16 protein-coding genes are annotated in these 14,918 nt (G+C 68.4%); 9 read left to right on the top strand and 7 right to left on the bottom strand.

From position 1 onward, the window contains the following. Window positions 1-47 precede the first annotated feature (47 nt). The gene (locus AC1DY7_RS24945; protein WP_477496422.1) at window positions 48-539 is read left to right on the top strand and encodes a SixA phosphatase family protein; all 492 of its coding nucleotides are present in this window, start codon (window positions 48-50) and stop codon (window positions 537-539) included. On the opposite strand, the gene AC1DY7_RS24940 is transcribed toward AC1DY7_RS24945, so the two are convergent. Both AC1DY7_RS24940 and AC1DY7_RS24935 read right to left on the bottom strand, forming a co-directional pair. Continuing rightward, complete coding sequence (locus tag AC1DY7_RS24940; RefSeq protein ID WP_477496421.1) at window positions 540-1,076, bottom strand: DUF3558 domain-containing protein; 537 nt, start codon at window positions 1,074-1,076, stop codon at window positions 540-542. It lies immediately after the preceding gene. After that, window positions 1,073-1,654, bottom strand: a complete 582-nt coding sequence (locus AC1DY7_RS24935; protein ID WP_477496420.1) for a DUF3558 domain-containing protein — start codon at window positions 1,652-1,654, stop codon at window positions 1,073-1,075. The genes AC1DY7_RS24940 and AC1DY7_RS24935 overlap by 4 nt, the downstream gene beginning before the upstream one ends. A 105-nt stretch (window positions 1,655-1,759) precedes the next feature. Here AC1DY7_RS24935 and AC1DY7_RS24930 point away from each other — a divergent pair, with 105 nt between their 5' ends. From AC1DY7_RS24930 to AC1DY7_RS24920, 3 genes are read left to right on the top strand one after another with little or no spacing between them, the layout of a single operon-like run. Continuing rightward, window positions 1,760-3,484 carry an ABC transporter ATP-binding protein gene (locus AC1DY7_RS24930; protein ID WP_477496419.1) on the top strand — a complete coding sequence of 575 codons (1,725 nt, stop codon included), beginning with the start codon at window positions 1,760-1,762 and terminating at the stop codon, window positions 3,482-3,484. A gap of 8 nt (window positions 3,485-3,492) precedes the next feature. Next, a complete protein-coding gene (locus AC1DY7_RS24925) occupies window positions 3,493-5,367 on the top strand; it encodes an ABC transporter ATP-binding protein (RefSeq protein WP_477496482.1) in 1,875 nt (624 codons plus the stop codon). 12 nt (window positions 5,368-5,379) lie between these two features. Next, the gene (locus AC1DY7_RS24920) at window positions 5,380-7,626 is read left to right on the top strand and encodes a molybdopterin-containing oxidoreductase family protein (RefSeq protein ID WP_477496418.1); all 2,247 of its coding nucleotides are present in this window, start codon (window positions 5,380-5,382) and stop codon (window positions 7,624-7,626) included. Here AC1DY7_RS24920 and AC1DY7_RS24915 read toward each other — a convergent pair. Together AC1DY7_RS24915 and AC1DY7_RS24910 are read right to left on the bottom strand one after the other, a co-directional pair. Continuing rightward, window positions 7,623-8,147 carry a hypothetical protein gene (locus AC1DY7_RS24915; RefSeq protein WP_477496417.1) on the bottom strand — a complete coding sequence of 175 codons (525 nt, stop codon included), beginning with the start codon at window positions 8,145-8,147 and terminating at the stop codon, window positions 7,623-7,625. The genes AC1DY7_RS24920 and AC1DY7_RS24915 overlap by 4 nt on opposite strands. A 71-nt stretch (window positions 8,148-8,218) precedes the next feature. After that, window positions 8,219-8,422: a hypothetical protein gene (locus AC1DY7_RS24910; protein ID WP_477496416.1), complete on the bottom strand. Its 204-nt coding sequence runs from the start codon at window positions 8,420-8,422 to the stop codon at window positions 8,219-8,221. 67 nt (window positions 8,423-8,489) lie between these two features. Here AC1DY7_RS24910 and AC1DY7_RS24905 point away from each other — a divergent pair, with 67 nt between their 5' ends. After that, window positions 8,490-9,362, top strand: coding sequence for an AIM24 family protein (locus AC1DY7_RS24905; RefSeq protein ID WP_477496415.1), 873 nt, complete (start codon window positions 8,490-8,492; stop codon window positions 9,360-9,362). A gap of 1 nt (window position 9,363) precedes the next feature. Here AC1DY7_RS24905 and AC1DY7_RS24900 read toward each other — a convergent pair whose 3' ends face one another. Then, the gene (locus tag AC1DY7_RS24900) at window positions 9,364-9,972 is read right to left on the bottom strand and encodes a DUF305 domain-containing protein (protein ID WP_477496414.1); all 609 of its coding nucleotides are present in this window, start codon (window positions 9,970-9,972) and stop codon (window positions 9,364-9,366) included. A gap of 69 nt (window positions 9,973-10,041) precedes the next feature. On the opposite strand from AC1DY7_RS24900, the gene AC1DY7_RS24895 reads away from it, so the two are divergent. Beyond that, window positions 10,042-10,236: a cation transporter gene (locus tag AC1DY7_RS24895; RefSeq protein WP_477496413.1), complete on the top strand. Its 195-nt coding sequence runs from the start codon at window positions 10,042-10,044 to the stop codon at window positions 10,234-10,236. Continuing rightward, a complete protein-coding gene (locus AC1DY7_RS24890) occupies window positions 10,233-12,419 on the top strand; it encodes a heavy metal translocating P-type ATPase (protein ID WP_477496412.1) in 2,187 nt (728 codons plus the stop codon). Before AC1DY7_RS24895 ends, AC1DY7_RS24890 begins: the two co-directional genes overlap by 4 nt. Here the strand turns inward: AC1DY7_RS24890 and AC1DY7_RS24885 are convergent. Then, window positions 12,405-13,514: an adenylate cyclase regulatory domain-containing protein gene (locus tag AC1DY7_RS24885; RefSeq protein WP_477496411.1), complete on the bottom strand. Its 1,110-nt coding sequence runs from the start codon at window positions 13,512-13,514 to the stop codon at window positions 12,405-12,407. The genes AC1DY7_RS24890 and AC1DY7_RS24885 overlap by 15 nt on opposite strands. A 44-nt stretch (window positions 13,515-13,558) precedes the next feature. Between AC1DY7_RS24885 and AC1DY7_RS24880 the strand changes: the two genes are divergently transcribed. Continuing rightward, entirely contained in the window at window positions 13,559-14,047 is a 489-nt protein-coding gene (locus AC1DY7_RS24880; protein ID WP_477496410.1) for a DNA-deoxyinosine glycosylase, read from the top strand. A 9-nt stretch (window positions 14,048-14,056) separates the two neighbouring features. Further along, the gene (locus tag AC1DY7_RS24875) at window positions 14,057-14,512 is read left to right on the top strand and encodes an SRPBCC family protein (RefSeq protein WP_477496409.1); all 456 of its coding nucleotides are present in this window, start codon (window positions 14,057-14,059) and stop codon (window positions 14,510-14,512) included. Here the strand turns inward: AC1DY7_RS24875 and AC1DY7_RS24870 are convergent. Continuing rightward, window positions 14,513-14,918 (bottom strand): HNH endonuclease signature motif containing protein (locus tag AC1DY7_RS24870; RefSeq protein WP_477496408.1); only part of this gene is annotated, 406 nt, incomplete at its 5' end.

Here is a 14,918-nt window from a genome sequence, read left to right as displayed (position 1 = left end):
TCCCGGGACGCGCATCGGCCCGCCGTCCGAAAACGTACTGTGACCGTATGCGCACTCTCATCCTGCTGCGGCACGCCAAGTCGGACTACCCGACCGGGGTGCCCGATCACGACCGTCCGCTGGCCCCGCGCGGTATCCGGGAGGGCGCGCTGGCCGGGGACTGGGTGCGCGCGCACGCTCCCGCCATCGACGCGGTGCTGTGCTCCACCGCCACCCGGACCCGGCAGACGCTGGCCCGCACCGACATCGACGCCCCGGTGCAGTTCGTCGACCGACTGTATGACGCGACGCCGGGAATCGCCCTGGCCGAGATCAACAAAGCAACGGACGACGTCGCGACGCTGCTGCTCATCGGGCACGAGCCGGTCATGTCGTCGCTGGCGTTGGGGCTGGCCGGCGCCGGCAGTTCCGCGGACGCGGTCGAGGCCGTCGAGCAGAAGTACCCGACCTCGTCGCTGGCGGTGCTGCGCACCGAAAAGTCATGGAGCGACCTGGAACTGGGCGGCGCCCAGCTGGTCACCTTCCACGTGCCGCGCTGATCAGGAGCTCGTCGCGAGCGTCAGCTCCATCAGCTTGAGGGCCATGGCGCAGGCGTCGATACCCGGGGTCTGCGGATTGACCCACCAGCCGACCACGCCGCTGGCGTCGCTGGCCACCCCGCATGCGCCGTTGGCGGCCGGGTTCTTCATGACGATGGACGGGACACCCGCCACCGCGCGGCTCTCGACCTGGTACTTCAGCTTGTCGGCGACCTGCTTCTCGTTGTCCAGGCTGCCCTGCTCGAACCAGAACCGGGTGATATCGATCAGACCGGCCGGGTTCGCGGCCTGCCAGCGGCACACGGCGCCGACGAAGGTGCTCTGGATGTCCAGCGGATCGGCCCCGACCGTCTTGGCCAGGATGTCCTCGGTGAGGACCTCGCACTCCTTGAGCAGGTTCGGGTAGGTCTTCTGCGAATCGTTGTTACGCGGCACGTCGCCGGCGCCGGCCTTCACGGCGGTGCCGTCGACCGTCGACGAGCAACCGGCCAGCAGCGCGGCGGCTGCGGCCAGGACGGCGAGCGCACGACGACTCATTTGGCGTTCACAATCGATTGACGGGTCAGTTCCTTGGCGATATCGCACGGATCGGGGTACGGCTTCTCGGCGAAGCTGATGGACCACTCGATGAAGTCGTCGTCGAACTGGATGCCGATCTCACACAGGCTCTTGCCCAGCACCGGATCCTCGCCGACCGCCAGGAATCCGTTCTTGCCCTCGATGGTGATGTCGTCGACGCTGGCGCGGGACAGTTCCTCGGTCTTGCGTTCCCGGCCGATCGGGCTGCCGCGGAAGGTGGTGAACGAGAAGTGCGGGCCGACGATGCCGCCGCCGGCCAGCCACTGGCAGCCCACCGAGTTGCGCGCCGTGTTGACCAGGCCGGTCACCTTGGTCAGCTGCGCAATGGTCTGGTCGCTGATACCGCCGCACTCGGTGAAGATCGGGCCGTGCTTGGCCGCGGGCGCCGCAGCCGTGCTGGACGGCACGTCCGGGGAACTCGGGTTGTCCGAATTCGAGCAGGCGGCAATCAGCGGGAGCGCGGCGACCGCAACGCACAGTGTCTTCGCAGTACCGCTGAATCGGCGGTGGCCTCGTCTGGGGGTCACGACATGCACTGTAGCGGCAGCCTGACTCGGAACCGCTGACATGGGTATTGACCTGCTCTTTCGTGTCCTGTGCCAATAACCGGCGGGCACAGCGCGGTGTGCGACAGTAGCCAGATGCTCTGGGCGTTGCTGCGACGGTACGTGCGGCCCTATCGCGGGCTGCTCACCGTGGTGGCAGTCCTGCAGGTGATCAGCACCCTGGCTTCGCTGTATCTCCCGACGATCAACGCCGACATCATCGACGAAGGCGTGGCCAAGGGCGACACCGACGCCATCGTGCACCTCGGCGGCGTGATGCTTGCCGTGACGGCTCTGCAGGTGCTGTGCGCGGTGGGTGCGGTGTTCTTCGGCTCCCGGGCCAGCGTGGGCTTCGGCCGCGATCTGCGGGCGTCGATCTTCGGCCACGTGCTCGGCTTCTCCGCGACCGAGACGGCCCGCTTCGGCGCCCCGACGTTGCTGACCCGCACCACCAATGACGTCCAGCAGATCCAGCTGCTGGTGCAGATGACCTCGACGATGCTCATCACCGCGCCGATCATGGGCGTCGGCGGTATCGCGATGGCCGTGCACCAGGACGCCGGGCTGTCCTGGCTTTTGTTGATCAGCGTGCCGGTGCTGGCGCTGGCCAATTACTGGGTGATCAGGCACCTGCTGCCGATCTTTCGTTCGATGCAACGCCTGATCGACGGGATCAACCGGGTGATGCGCGAGCAGTTGGCCGGCATCCGGGTGGTGCGGGCCTTCGCGCGGGAATCGCTGGAGCGCAGCAGGTTCGACGAAGCCAACCGGGCGCTCACCGACACCGCCATCACCGCCGGGCGGTGGCAGGCGATCATGTTGCCGGTGACCACGCTGGTGATCAACATCTCCAGCGTGGCGCTGATCTGGTTCGGCGGGCACCGGATCGACGCCGGCCAGATGCAGGTCGGTTCGCTGATCGCGTTCCTGGCCTATTTCATGCAGATCCTGATGGCGGTGCTACTGGCCACCCTGCTGCTGGTGCTGCTGCCCCGCGCGTCGGCGTGTGCGGAACGCATCACCGAGGTACTGCACACCGAGCCGCAGATCGCCGACCCCGCTGATCCCGTCGCGACGCCGCGACTGCGCGGCGAGATCACCTTGCGCGGTGCCACCTTCAGCTATCCGGGGGCTGACCGCCCTGTCGTGCAAGATGTTTCACTGACGGCCCGGCCCGGCACCGTCACCGCCGTGGTCGGGAGCACCGGCTCGGGCAAGTCGACGCTGGTGTCGCTGATCTCGCGGCAGTACGACGTCACGGCAGGCGCGGTACTGGTCGACGGTCACGACATCCGCGACTACGGCACCGAAACATTGTGGTCGGCAATCGGGTTGGTACCCCAGCGCGGTTATCTGTTCACCGGGACGATTGCAGACAACCTGCGCTACGGAAGGGCCGAGGCCACCGAGGACGACATGTGGGCGGCCCTACGAGTGGCGGCTGCCGAGGATTTCGTGCGGGCCGATGCCGACGGGCTGCAGATGCGGGTCGCCCAGGGCGGGATCAATTTCTCCGGCGGCCAGCGCCAGCGCCTGGCCATCGCCCGCGCCGTGATCCGCCGGCCCGCGGTGTACCTGTTCGACGACGCGTTCTCCGCACTCGATGTGCGCACCGACGCGCGGGTGCGGGCGGCCTTGCGCGAAACATCGGCGGACGCAACGGTCATCATCGTGTCGCAGCGCATCTCGACGGTGACCGGTGCCGACCAGATCATCGTCGTCGACGCCGGCAGGGTGGTGGGCGCAGGCACCCACGAGTCGTTGCTGCGGGATTGCCCGACCTATGCGGAGTTCGTCGACTCGCAGTCGGTGACAGCGTGACCAGACCGATGCGCGGCATGCCGCAACCGCCGGCCGCCCGGTCCCGGGACTTCACGGGTTCCGCGATCCGGCTGGTGAAAAGGCTGACCCCGCAACGGGGTCTGACGGCCGCGGTGATCGCCCTGGGTATCTGCGGGATCGCCATCGGCGTGATCGGACCGCGAATTCTGGGCCACGCCACCGACCTGCTGTTCAACGGGGTGGTCGGGCGTGGACTCCCGGCGGGCATCAGCAGGGACCAGGCCGTCGAGGCGGCCAGAGCCCGCGGCGACAACACCTTCGCCGACCTGCTTTCCGGGATGAACGTGGTGCCCGGCAACGGCGTCGACTTCGGCGCGGTGGCACGCACCCTGCTGCTCGCGCTGGGGCTGTATCTCATTGCCGCGCTCGTGGTCTGGATCCAGGCCAGGATCCTCAACGTCGTCGTGCAGCGCACCATCGCGACCCTGCGCTCAGACATCGAGGCCAAGGTGCACCGGCTGCCACTGTCCTATGTGGACGCCCGCCAGCGCGGTGAACTGCTCAGCCGGGTGACCAACGACGTCGACAATGTGCAGTCCTCCCTGGCGATGTCGATCAGCCAGCTGCTCACCGCGGTGCTGACCGTGCTGGCGGTGCTGGTGGCGATGCTGACCATCTCACCGCTGCTGGCATTGCTGACCGTGCTGACGGTGCCGCTCTCACTGCTCGCGACCAGGGCCATCACCAAGCGGTCCCAGAAACTGTTCGTCGCGCAATGGACCAACACCGGGCGGCTCAACGCGCACATCGAGGAGACCTACAGCGGCTTCACCATCGTCAAGACCTACGGCCACCGCGAGCACGCCACCGCGCAGTTCGCCGAATTCAACGACGACGTCTACCGGTCGAGCACCGGCGCGCAGTTCCTGTCCGGCCTGGTCGGTCCGGCCACCACGTTCATCGGCAACCTCAGCTACGTGGCCGTCGCGGTCGTCGGTGGGGTGCAGGTGGCGACGGGCCAGATCACCCTGGGCGGCATCCAGGCCTTCATCCAGTACGTGCGGCAGTTCAACCAGCCACTGACCCAGGTGGCCGCGATGTACAACACCCTGCAGTCCGGGATCGCCAGCGCGGAACGGATCTTCGATGTGCTGGACGCCCCCGAAGAGACCCCGGACCCCCCGCCCTCGGTCCTGCCGCCGGCGCGCGGGCGGGTGGAGTTCGACGGCGTCAGCTTCGGGTACCGGCCCGGCAAACCGGTGCTGCAGGACCTCTCGCTGGTCGCCGAGCCCGGGATGACGGTCGCGATCGTCGGCCCGACCGGTGCGGGCAAGACCACCCTGGTGAACCTGCTGATGCGGTTCTACGACGTGGACTCGGGACGGATCCTGTTGGACGGCACCGATATCACCACCATGACGCGCGAGGCGCTGCGCTCCCGGATCGGCATGGTGTTGCAGGACACGTGGTTGTTCGGCGGCAGTATCTACGACAACATCGCCTATGGCCGTCCCGACGCCGGACCGGACGAGGTACATGAGGCCGCTCGCGCCGCCTTTGTCGATCGGTTCGTCACCACCCTGCCCGACGGTTACGACACCAAGGTCGGGGACGCGGGCGACCGGCTCAGCGCCGGCGAGAAACAGCTGATCACCATCGCGCGGGCCGTGCTGGCCCGTCCGCAGTTGCTGATCCTCGATGAGGCCACGAGTTCCGTGGACACCCGGACCGAGCTGCTGATCCAGCAGGCGATGGCCGAGTTGCGCAGGGATCGGACCAGTTTCATCATCGCGCACCGGTTGTCCACCATCCGTGACGCCGACCGGATCGTGGTGTTGGAGGCCGGCCGCATCGTCGAGCAGGGTACGCATGCCGAGCTGCTCGACCGGCAGGGCGAGTACTGGGCGATGACTCGCGCCTGAGCACTTCGCTCAATGGCATTCAGCCGCGCGGCACCGGCCGCGTCGGGCACCATGACACCCATGGGCACCGTGCACACGTTCTGCCGATACTGCATGGCGTCGTGCGGCCTGGAGGTCACGGTCCAGGACAACCGCGTCACGAAGATCTCGCCCGACAAGGAGAACCCGCACAGCTGGCACGACTTCTGCGCCAAGGGCCGCACCGCCAATCAACTCGTCGAACATCCGCGGCGCATCCTGGCGCCGATGCGCCGCGTCGGCAGCGAGTACGTCGAGTCCACCTGGGACGAGGCGATCCGCGACATCGCCGACCGGATGAACGCCCTGATCGACGCCGACGGGCCCGACGCCGTCGGCGCGTATTACGGCAACCCGTCCGGGCACTCCGCCTCCAACGTGATGTTCATGAACGCCTGGATGGATGCCGTCGGTACCCACAGCCGATTTGCCGTCGGCTCGGTCGACCAGAACGCGCTGCATGTGGTGGCCGAGGCGATGTTCGGCTCCGCGCTGATGGTGCCCGTCTCCGACGTCGACAATTGCGACTACTTCCTGCTGATGGGCACCAATCCCGCAGTGAGCGCATGGAACTGGCTGGAGACGGTGCCGGGCGGTTGGCGCCGGGCACTGACCCGGCAGGCCGACGGCGCCACCATCGTCGTCGTCGACCCGCTGCGCACCGAGTCGGCGGAGAAGGCCGACGTGCACCTGGCGGTCCGGCCGGGACAGGATTGGGCGCTGCTGTTGGCAATGGTGAAGGTGATCCTCGCCGAGGGCCTCGAGCACGCCGGTGACTGCCGCGATCTCGCCTCCGGTGTCGATGCACTGCGCAGCCTGACGGCGGAGGCCGAGCTGGACGACCTGGCCGCACGGTGCGGCATCGACCGCGCCGTGATCGAACGGACGGCGCGCGATTTCGCCGGTGCCGACCGTGCCATGGTGGTGACCCGCACCGGCATCTCGCTGCATGCGGCGGGCACCGTCGGCGAATGGCTGGGCCAGGTGCTCAACGTCATCACCGGACGCATGGACCGGCCGGGTGGGCGCCGGTTCGAGCCCGGTTACTTCGACGCGCTGCGCCTCGCCGAACTGGCCAAGACGAAACCCCACATCAGCAGGGTGGCCGGCCGCGAGATGGTGGCCGGTGCGCACGGCCTGGCCGAATTGCCGGACGAGATCCTGACCCCGGGGCCCGGCCAGATCCGTGCGATGCTGATCAACTGCGGCAATCCGGTGGTGTCCGGCCCGGACGGCGCCAAACTCGACCACGCCCTGGAGCAATTGGACCTGCTGGTGGTGCTCGATCTGGTGCAGCGCGAGAGCCACCGGCACGCGCATTGGCTGCTGCCCGCGCAGCACTGGCTGGAGCGCGCCGACCTGTTGGCCTTCACCAGCAACATGCACGACGAGCCGTTCGTCCAGTACGGCACGAAAGTGATTGAACCGCCGGCGGATACCCGCCCGGAGTGGCAGGTCTTCGTCGATCTCGCGATCGCGATGGGCCGGCCGCTGTTCGGGGCCCGCGGCTTCAACGGCTTCATCAAGGCCAGCCGCCGGCTCGCCGCCATCACCCGTCGGCCCGGGTTGGCGTTCGGGCCGCACTGGCTGGACCGGCTGATCGTACGGATGTCGCGAAAGTTCAACGGCCGCAGGCTGACCTGGCGTGAGCTGATGGCGCACCCGCACGGCATGGTGCTGGGCCCGCGCGAGTTCGGCCATTTCAAGGGCGCGCTGCGCACCGAGGACAGGTTGGTGCACGCGGCACCGCCCGAATTCGTCGCTCGCGCACGCGAGCTGCTCGCCGAGCCGAACAGTGTTGCGCCCGAGGGCTACCCGTTCCAGTTGGGCAACCGACGCAACCGGCACTCGATGAACTCGTGGCTCAACGAGCTGCCCGGCCTGCACCGGTCGGGCAAGTCCAACGACGTCCTCATCAACGCCGAGGACGCGGCCGCCCTCGGTATCTCCGAAGGCGACCGCGTGCGGGTGTTCTCCCCCGTCGGGGCGCTGGAACTCGCCGCGGCGCTCAGCGACCGCCCCCGCCGCGGCCTGGTCGTGGTCGACCATGGCTGGGGCTCAAGGGTTTTCGATCCGCGTGGCGGAGCGGAACCACAATCGTTCGGCGTCAACCGCAACCTGCTGGTCGACGGGGCAACGGTGGACCCCCTGTCCCAGACCTCGGCGCTGGGCGACTGCTACGTCGGAATCGAACGCATCCAATCCCCCAGTCACTGCGCTCCCGCCCGCCGCCAGGTCTAGACCTGCGGACCTTCGGCACGCAGATCGTCCACCGCCGTCATCGCCGTCCGCAACTTGGACAGCCATTCCTCGGTGTGCTCCCCGACCAGGCGTACCGACCAGGCCAGCGCGTCGGAGCGGGACCGGGCCACGCCTGCGTCGACCAGGGTGTCGAGCACCTGACGTTCGGGCTGACGCAGCCGCGTCATCACCGGTACCGCCAAGTGGGTGAACAGGATTCGTTCCCCACCGCTCTCCACCCCCCAGGACACCTTCCGGCCGAAGCGGTCCTGGGCCTCGTCGGCGATCCGCATCCGTTCACCGCGGGTCTCCTCGCGGAACTTCGCGGCGCGACCCGAGGCGCGTGATGCGCTCTCGTCTCCGTCGGCGTCGGGCAACCGGCCGATCACGGTGATTTCTTCCCGGTCGACCTCGACGTCCGGGTCGCCCGCGAACCAGTCGTCCGGCAGCCGTCCGGCGAACCAGTCGGCGGCTTCTGCGGCGTCGTGCGTGGCACGGCGCCCGTGATGATGTGTCTTCATGATTACATGATTACACCGTTACAACTGCGAAGGGGCGCGGTTCACCGACGGCGAACGCGCAGGCTGTTCCGTCAGCGCTTGAAATACGCCACGGCGCCACCGGCCAGCACCAGGGCGACGAGCAACAGCGCCGCCCACCCCGCGCCGGCCAGCCACCACACGGCACCGAGGGCGATGATCGCCGGCGACGCGAGGAACAGCACCATGCCCGGATGCTGCCTGACGACCGCCAGCGCGCTCTTTCCCCGTACCCGATCGATCTCGTCACGTGCCATGCATAAAGAATGCCAGCCTAAGGTGGCTCTAGCACGTACCGAATTCTGGGGACTTTGAGGAGATACGGTGAGTGGTCAGTGGCTGAGGGATCCCGAGGGCCGGTTCGAATACCGCTGGTGGGACGGACAGCAGTGGACCGACCAGGTCTCACATCAAGGTCAGGTGCACGCCATGCCGTTGGGTGCGCCCCCAGCACAGGCCCAACCCGAGCAGGCCCCGCCCGCGCAGCAGCAGCCTCAGCCTCAGCAGGTCACCCCGACCGGTGACGGCTTCGCCGGCATCACCGGCGATCTGGTCGACGGGCGGTTCAGCGAGAAGGAAGCGGCCGCCGTCGCCAACCAGAACAAGAAGCTGCTCCGGGTGCGGGTCGGCGAACCGTTCCTGGCGCGGCAGGGTTCGATGGTGGCCTATCAGGGCAACGTCGAGTTCAACTATGAGGGCGGCGGCGCCGGGAAGTTCCTCAAGAAGGCACTGACGGGTGAGGGTCTGCCGCTGATGCGGGTCGCCGGTCAGGGCGACGTGTTCCTCGCCGAGCAGTCCTTCGACGTGCACCTGCTGCACCTGAACAACTCCGGGCTGTCGATCAGCGGCAAGAACGTGCTGGCCTTCTCGTCGAACCTGAACTGGAACATCGAGCGGGTCAAAGGCGGCAGCATCGCCACCGGCGGACTGTTCAACACCACGCTGCGCGGCAGCGGCTGGGTGGCCCTGACCACCGACGGCCCGCCGGTGGTGCTGAACGCCGCCGAGGCGCCGACCTTCGCCGACACCAACGCGGTGGTGGCATGGTCGGCCAACCTACAGACCACGCTGAAGACCAGCTTCAAGGCCGGCGCGCTGATCGGGCGCGGCTCCGGCGAGGCACTGCAGGTGGCCTTCGCCGGTCAGGGCTTCGTGATCGTCCAGCCGTCGGAGGGCGTCACCGTCCCGGTGCAGTGACCTAGAGGGTCCCCAGCATCGACTTCATGGTGTCGATCTCGTGCTGTTGGGTGTCGACGATCGCGTGGGACAGCTCGATGGCCGGGGCGTACCGGCCCTTGGCGATCTCGTCCTGAGCCATCGCGATCGCACCCTCGTGGTGGGCGATCATCTGCGTGACATAGAGCTTGGCGGCCGCCGGGCCGGGGGCGTTGCGCAGCGTCTCGATGTCCTGCGCCGACACCATTCCCTGCATGGAATCGTGGTCCATCGGTGCCGTCGTCGGGCTGCCCCATGACGTCAGCCAGCCCTGCATCTGCGCGATCTCGGGGGCCTGGGCAGCCTTGATCTCGGTGGCGAGGCGGACCACCGCGGGGTCGACGTCCTGCTTGGCGAGAAGGATGTCGCTCATCTCCACCGCCTGGGTGTGGTGCGGAATCATCATCTGGGCGAACATCACGTCCGCGTCGTTGTGCGCGGTGTCATTCTGCGCCGTGGAATCCGCACCGGCCGATGCCGAGCTGGGGTGCTCGTGGCCGGTGTGGCCGTCGGGATTGGTCCCACTGGGCTGGTTCGTACAGCCCGCCAACACGGCGGCCGCTGCCGCGAACACCACTACTGCCTTCAACATGTCGCTCCTCACATCTGTTGGGCCAACGTAGGCGTTTACCCATACCCCCTACCGGTATATCATGAGGCCATGAACATCGTTCTCAACGTCGAGGGTATGAGCTGCAGCCACTGCGTCTCGGCGATCACCGCCGCGGTGCAGCCGTTGCCCGGCGTCACGGGCGTCGACGTCGACCTCGCCGCGGGCACCGTCACCGTCTCCGGCACCCTCGACAACGCAGCCGTGACCGCCGCCATCGAGGACTGCGGCTACGAGGCGGCATGAGCTCCCTGACCCTCGATGTCGGCGGGATGACCTGCGCGTCCTGCGCGGCACGAATCGAGAAGCGGCTCAACCGTATTGACGGTGTGCAGGCCAGCGTCAACTTCGCCACCGAGCAGGCCAGGGTCGACTTCCCCGACACCGTCAGCGCGCAAGATCTGGTCGCCGCGGTCGAGGCGACCGGCTACACCGCGACGTTGCCGTCACCGGACCCTGTCGAGGCGCCCGTGCGCGACGAGTCCGACGACTGGCGGCAGCGGCTGCTGATCAGCGCCGCCCTGAGCCTTCCGGTGGTGGCGCTGTCGATGATCCCGGCGCTGCAGTTCACCAACTGGCAGTGGCTGGCCCTCACGCTCGCCTCGCCGGTGGTGGTGTGGGGTGCGTGGCCGTTTCACCGGGCGGCCTGGACCAACCTGCGGCACGGCGCCGCCACCATGGACACCCTGATCTCGGTCGGCGTCTCCGCGGCCTACCTGTGGTCGGTGTGGGCGCTGTTCTTCACCCACGCCGGTATGCCCGGCATGAAGATGCCCTTCGAATGGGTGACCCGCGGCGGCGACCCGCACCTCTACCTGGAGGTGGCCGCGGCCGTCACCACGTTCCTGCTCACCGGCCGATACTTCGAGGCACGAGCCAAGCGCACGTCCGGCGCGGCGCTGCGGGCGCTACTGGACATGGGCGCCAAGGACGTGGCCGTCGTGCGCCACGGCGCCGAAACACGCATCCCGATCGCCCAGCTGGCCGTCGGCGACGTGTTCGTCGTGCGCCCCGGCGAGAAGATCGCCACCGACGGCACCGTCACCACGGGCACGTCCGCCGTCGACGCGTCGATGCTGACCGGCGAACCGGTGCCCGTCGAGGTCGGTCCGGGTGACGGCGTGGTCGGGGCGACCGTCAACGTCGGCGGGCGGCTCGAGGTGCGGGCCACGCACATCGGGTCGGACACCCAACTGGCGCAGATGGCCCGACTGGTCTCCGAAGCGCAGAGCGGCAAGGCCGACGTCCAGCGGCTCGCCGACCGGGTGTCGGCGATCTTCGTACCGATCGTGATCGGACTGGCACTGCTGACGCTGGCAGGCTGGTTGCTGATCGGCAGCTCGGTGGCCGCCGCGTTCACCGCCGCCGTCGCGGTGCTGATCATCGCCTGCCCCTGCGCGCTGGGTTTGGCCACGCCGACAGCCCTGCTGGTCGGCACCGGCCGGGGCGCCCAACTGGGCATCCTGATCAAGGGACCGCAGGTGCTGGAGTCGACGCGCCGGGTGGACACCGTGGTGCTGGACAAGACCGGCACCGTCACGACCGGACAGATGTCGGTGGTCGCGGTCCATGTGGCCGACGGTGATCCCGAGGCCGAAATTGTCCGACTGGCAGGCGCTTTGGAGCATGCCTCCGAGCACCCGATCGCCCGCGCCATCGCCGACCATGCCGGTCCCGGATTGCCTGCGGTGACCGACTTCGAGAACCACGGAGGGCTCGGGGTGACCGGTGTCGTCGACGGCCGCGCCGTGGCCGCTGGCCGGCTGTCCTGGCTGGCGCTCGATGCGCCCCCCTCATTGCGTACCGCGGCCGAACTGGCCGAAGCCGAAGGCCGGACGCCGGTCTGGTTTGCCGCCGACGGCCGCATCCGCGCGGTCATCATCGTCTCCGACACCATCAAAGACACCGCGGCCGACGCGATCGCCCAGTTCCGTGAGCTCGGCCTGACACCGGTGTTGTTGACCGGTGACAACCGGGGCGCGGCGGAAGCCGTTGCGGCGCAACTGGGTATCGAACGCGTGGTGGCCGAGGTGCTACCCGCCGACAAGGTTGCCGAGGTCAAGCGGCTGCAGGCCGGCGGCGCCGTCGTGGCGATGGTCGGCGACGGGGTGAACGACGCCGCCGCGCTGGCGCAGGCCGACCTGGGCCTGGCGATGGGCACCGGCACCGATGTCGCGATCGAGGCGTCCGACCTGACGCTGGTGCGCGGGGATCTGCGGGCGGCGGCGGACGCGATCCGATTGTCGCGGGCCACCCTGCGCACCATCAAGGGCAATCTGTTCTGGGCGTTCGCCTACAACGTCGCCGCGCTGCCGTTGGCCGCGCTGGGGCTGCTGAATCCGTTGATCGCCGGTGCGGCGATGGCGTTCAGTTCCGTGTTCGTGGTGACGAACAGCCTTCGGCTGCGCGGGTTTTCACCCGTCCGCTAGCCGCGCCCGGAACAGCTTTGTGTCGTCTTTGATGCCCTTGAGGCGCCGCGCGCCGGCGAAGGACCACTCGAAGCCGGCCTCCTCCCCGATCGCCTCGCGGGCGGCCTCGGAGACCAGCACCGAGCCCGGCCGCGCGACGCCGGTGATCCGGCTGGCCAGGTTCACCGGGCTGCCAAACCAGTCCCCACCCCGGCTGACGGCCAGGCCGGTGGTCACCCCGGCGCGCAGCCGCAGGAAGTCGTCGCCGGCCTCCGTCGCGTCGACCAGCGCCAGCATCGTCGTCAGCAGGGGCGCCGGTTCGGGACTGACCAGCATGACGGCATCGCCGATCGACTTGATGAAGCGCACTGGCGGGTCGACCACGCCGTGGGTCAGGTCCACCAAGCGGCGCGCGAGGTCCTCCAACTCCTCCGGCGGCACCGCTTCGCCGAGACGGGTGAAGCCGACCAGGTCGGCGAACCCCACCGCCACCGGCCGGGCGCCGGGCAGCGGCAGCCCCTTGGCGCGCTCCCCCGCGGTGACCGCCTCGGTTTCCATGGTGTGGCGCAACTGCAGCCGCAGCATGTCCTGGATCATCGGCCCGAGCAGTGGATCAGCTTGGCGCAGCATCGCTTCGGATGCCTTGGCGATCTCGAGTTCGGTGGATCCGGCGGCCATCATCGCCGACAGGGCGGTGTACCGGATGGCTTCGGCCGTTTTGGCCAGGCCGTCGGCGATGACCCGGATAACCCCGACGATGCGATCCTCGTCGAACCCCAACTCCATGAATTTGACGACGTACGAGGTGATGTCGCCATCGATCGCGGGGTGGATCTTCGCGTCCGGGTCGTCGGATTGAGGTAGCCCGATGGCGCGCTGAATCTGCCGCAGCAGGGCCAGGTCGATACCTGTCTTGTCGCTGATCTCGCGCGCCGAGACGAGCGTGCCGTCGTCGCCGAGCACGCGTCGCGAGGCCAGCAGCAGCGGCGAGTACGCCTCGCGGATCTGGTCGGTGGTGATCCCCTCGTCGAGCAGCCACCGGATGAGCTCGGCACGTTCGGCGCGGGCGTCACCGTCCAGCCCGTCGAGCAGGTCGGCAAAGTCGGGAGAGTCCACGACGCCAACCTAGCCGTATGCCGGCCGTATGCGATCGTCATGGGATGACGGACGTGCTGCACGGGTTGGCGCCGCTCGTCGGCCCCGGTGCCCGATTGCTGATCTGCGGCAACATGCCGAGCGTGCTGTCCCTGGCCGCGGCCGAGTACTACGGCAATCCACGCAACGCGTTCTGGCGGATCGCCGGGGAGGTGTTCGGCTTCGCCGCGGACGCGCCTTACGCCGAGCGGGTCGAGGCGCTGCTGACCCACGGGGTCGCGGTGTGGGATGTGCTGCGGTCGTGCGTTCGCGAGGGCAGCCTGGATTCCGCGGTGCAGCGCGACAGCATGGTGCCCAACGACTTTGCCGGGTTTTTCGCGGCTCATCCCACGATCGAGCGGGTGGTGTTCAACGGGGCGGCGGCCGAGACGAATTACCGCCGCCTGGTGGGAGCGCCCCCGGTTCCCGCGTCGCGGTTGCCGTCGACGAGCCCGGCGCAGACCATGCGGTTCGCCGACAAGCTGGCCGTATGGCGCGGCGAGCTGGCCGATTAGGATCGCGCCATGAAGGGTTCAGCGACGGTACACATGAACGCGCCGGCCGACCAGATCTGGGATCTGATCGCCGACATCCGCAATACCCCCAGGTACTCGCCGGAGGTGTTCGAGTCCGAGTGGCTGGGCGGCGCGACCGGGCCCGCCCTGGGTGCGCGGTTCCGTGGGCACGTCAAGCGCAACGAGATCGGGCCGATCTACTGGACGACGTGCCGCGTCACCGCCTGCGAGCCGGGTCGTGAGTTCGGCTTCGAGGTGCTCGCCGGGGACAAGGCGGTGAACAACTGGCACTACGCGCTGGCGCCTTCCGGTAGCGGCACCGAAGTCACCGAGTCGTTCCGGATGACGCCCGGCCTGCTCGACACCATCTTCGGCATCTTCGGCGGCCAGCTGCGCACCCGCCGCAATATCCGGGACATGACCACCACCCTCAACCGGATCAAGGCTGAGGTCGAGGCGAGCTGATCACGCCGCAGCTCCCGGCGGTGCATCCGGTCTAGCCGTCCTGCCGGGATTCTTGTCGCCCATGACCTGTTCGGGGTGGTGGTAGATGTTGGTGCGGGCTTGGCCGGTGTCCAGCAGTGGTGGGGGGATCCATTCCACGGTGCCGTCGGCATGGATCACCGTTTTCCAACCCTTCTCCGTGACGTAGCGGTTGTGCGGGCCACAGGCGGGCACCATTTCCTCGATATCGGTGTTGCCGCCCTGGGCGAAATCGCTTCTCCCATGGTGTGCCTGACACCCCGACGCCGGAACCCGGCACCCCGGAAACGTGCAGCCCCGATGCTTGTAGATCAACACCAGGCGCTGATCCGGACTCGCGCAACGGCGGGTCCGCCCAAAATGCAACGGCTGACCCGATACGTCGTCG

Source organism: Mycobacterium sp. P2_H7 (assembly GCF_056403275.1).
The sequence above is the reverse complement of the archived record's forward strand: the minus strand, read 5'-3'. Positions and strand labels throughout refer to the sequence as shown.

Excerpts from the sequence above, each read along its gene's own strand:
- AC1DY7_RS24890 (WP_477496412.1), top strand. The coding sequence starts at position 10,233 with ATGAGCTCCCTGACCCTCGATGTCGGCGGGATGACCTGCGCGTCCTGC.
- AC1DY7_RS24920 (WP_477496418.1), top strand. The coding sequence starts at position 5,380 with ATGGCATTCAGCCGCGCGGCACCGGCCGCGTCGGGCACCATGACACCC.
- AC1DY7_RS24945 (WP_477496422.1), top strand. The coding sequence starts at position 48 with ATGCGCACTCTCATCCTGCTGCGGCACGCCAAGTCGGACTACCCGACC.
- AC1DY7_RS24930 (WP_477496419.1), top strand. The coding sequence starts at position 1,760 with ATGCTCTGGGCGTTGCTGCGACGGTACGTGCGGCCCTATCGCGGGCTG.
- AC1DY7_RS24910 (WP_477496416.1), bottom strand. The coding sequence starts at position 8,422 with ATGGCACGTGACGAGATCGATCGGGTACGGGGAAAGAGCGCGCTGGCG.
- AC1DY7_RS24900 (WP_477496414.1), bottom strand. The coding sequence starts at position 9,972 with ATGTTGAAGGCAGTAGTGGTGTTCGCGGCAGCGGCCGCCGTGTTGGCG.
- AC1DY7_RS24875 (WP_477496409.1), top strand. The coding sequence starts at position 14,057 with ATGAAGGGTTCAGCGACGGTACACATGAACGCGCCGGCCGACCAGATC.
- AC1DY7_RS24925 (WP_477496482.1), top strand. The coding sequence starts at position 3,493 with ATGCGCGGCATGCCGCAACCGCCGGCCGCCCGGTCCCGGGACTTCACG.
- AC1DY7_RS24940 (WP_477496421.1), bottom strand. The coding sequence starts at position 1,076 with ATGAGTCGTCGTGCGCTCGCCGTCCTGGCCGCAGCCGCCGCGCTGCTG.
- AC1DY7_RS24895 (WP_477496413.1), top strand. The coding sequence starts at position 10,042 with ATGAACATCGTTCTCAACGTCGAGGGTATGAGCTGCAGCCACTGCGTC.
- AC1DY7_RS24915 (WP_477496417.1), bottom strand. The coding sequence starts at position 8,147 with ATGAAGACACATCATCACGGGCGCCGTGCCACGCACGACGCCGCAGAA.
- AC1DY7_RS24880 (WP_477496410.1), top strand. The coding sequence starts at position 13,559 with ATGACGGACGTGCTGCACGGGTTGGCGCCGCTCGTCGGCCCCGGTGCC.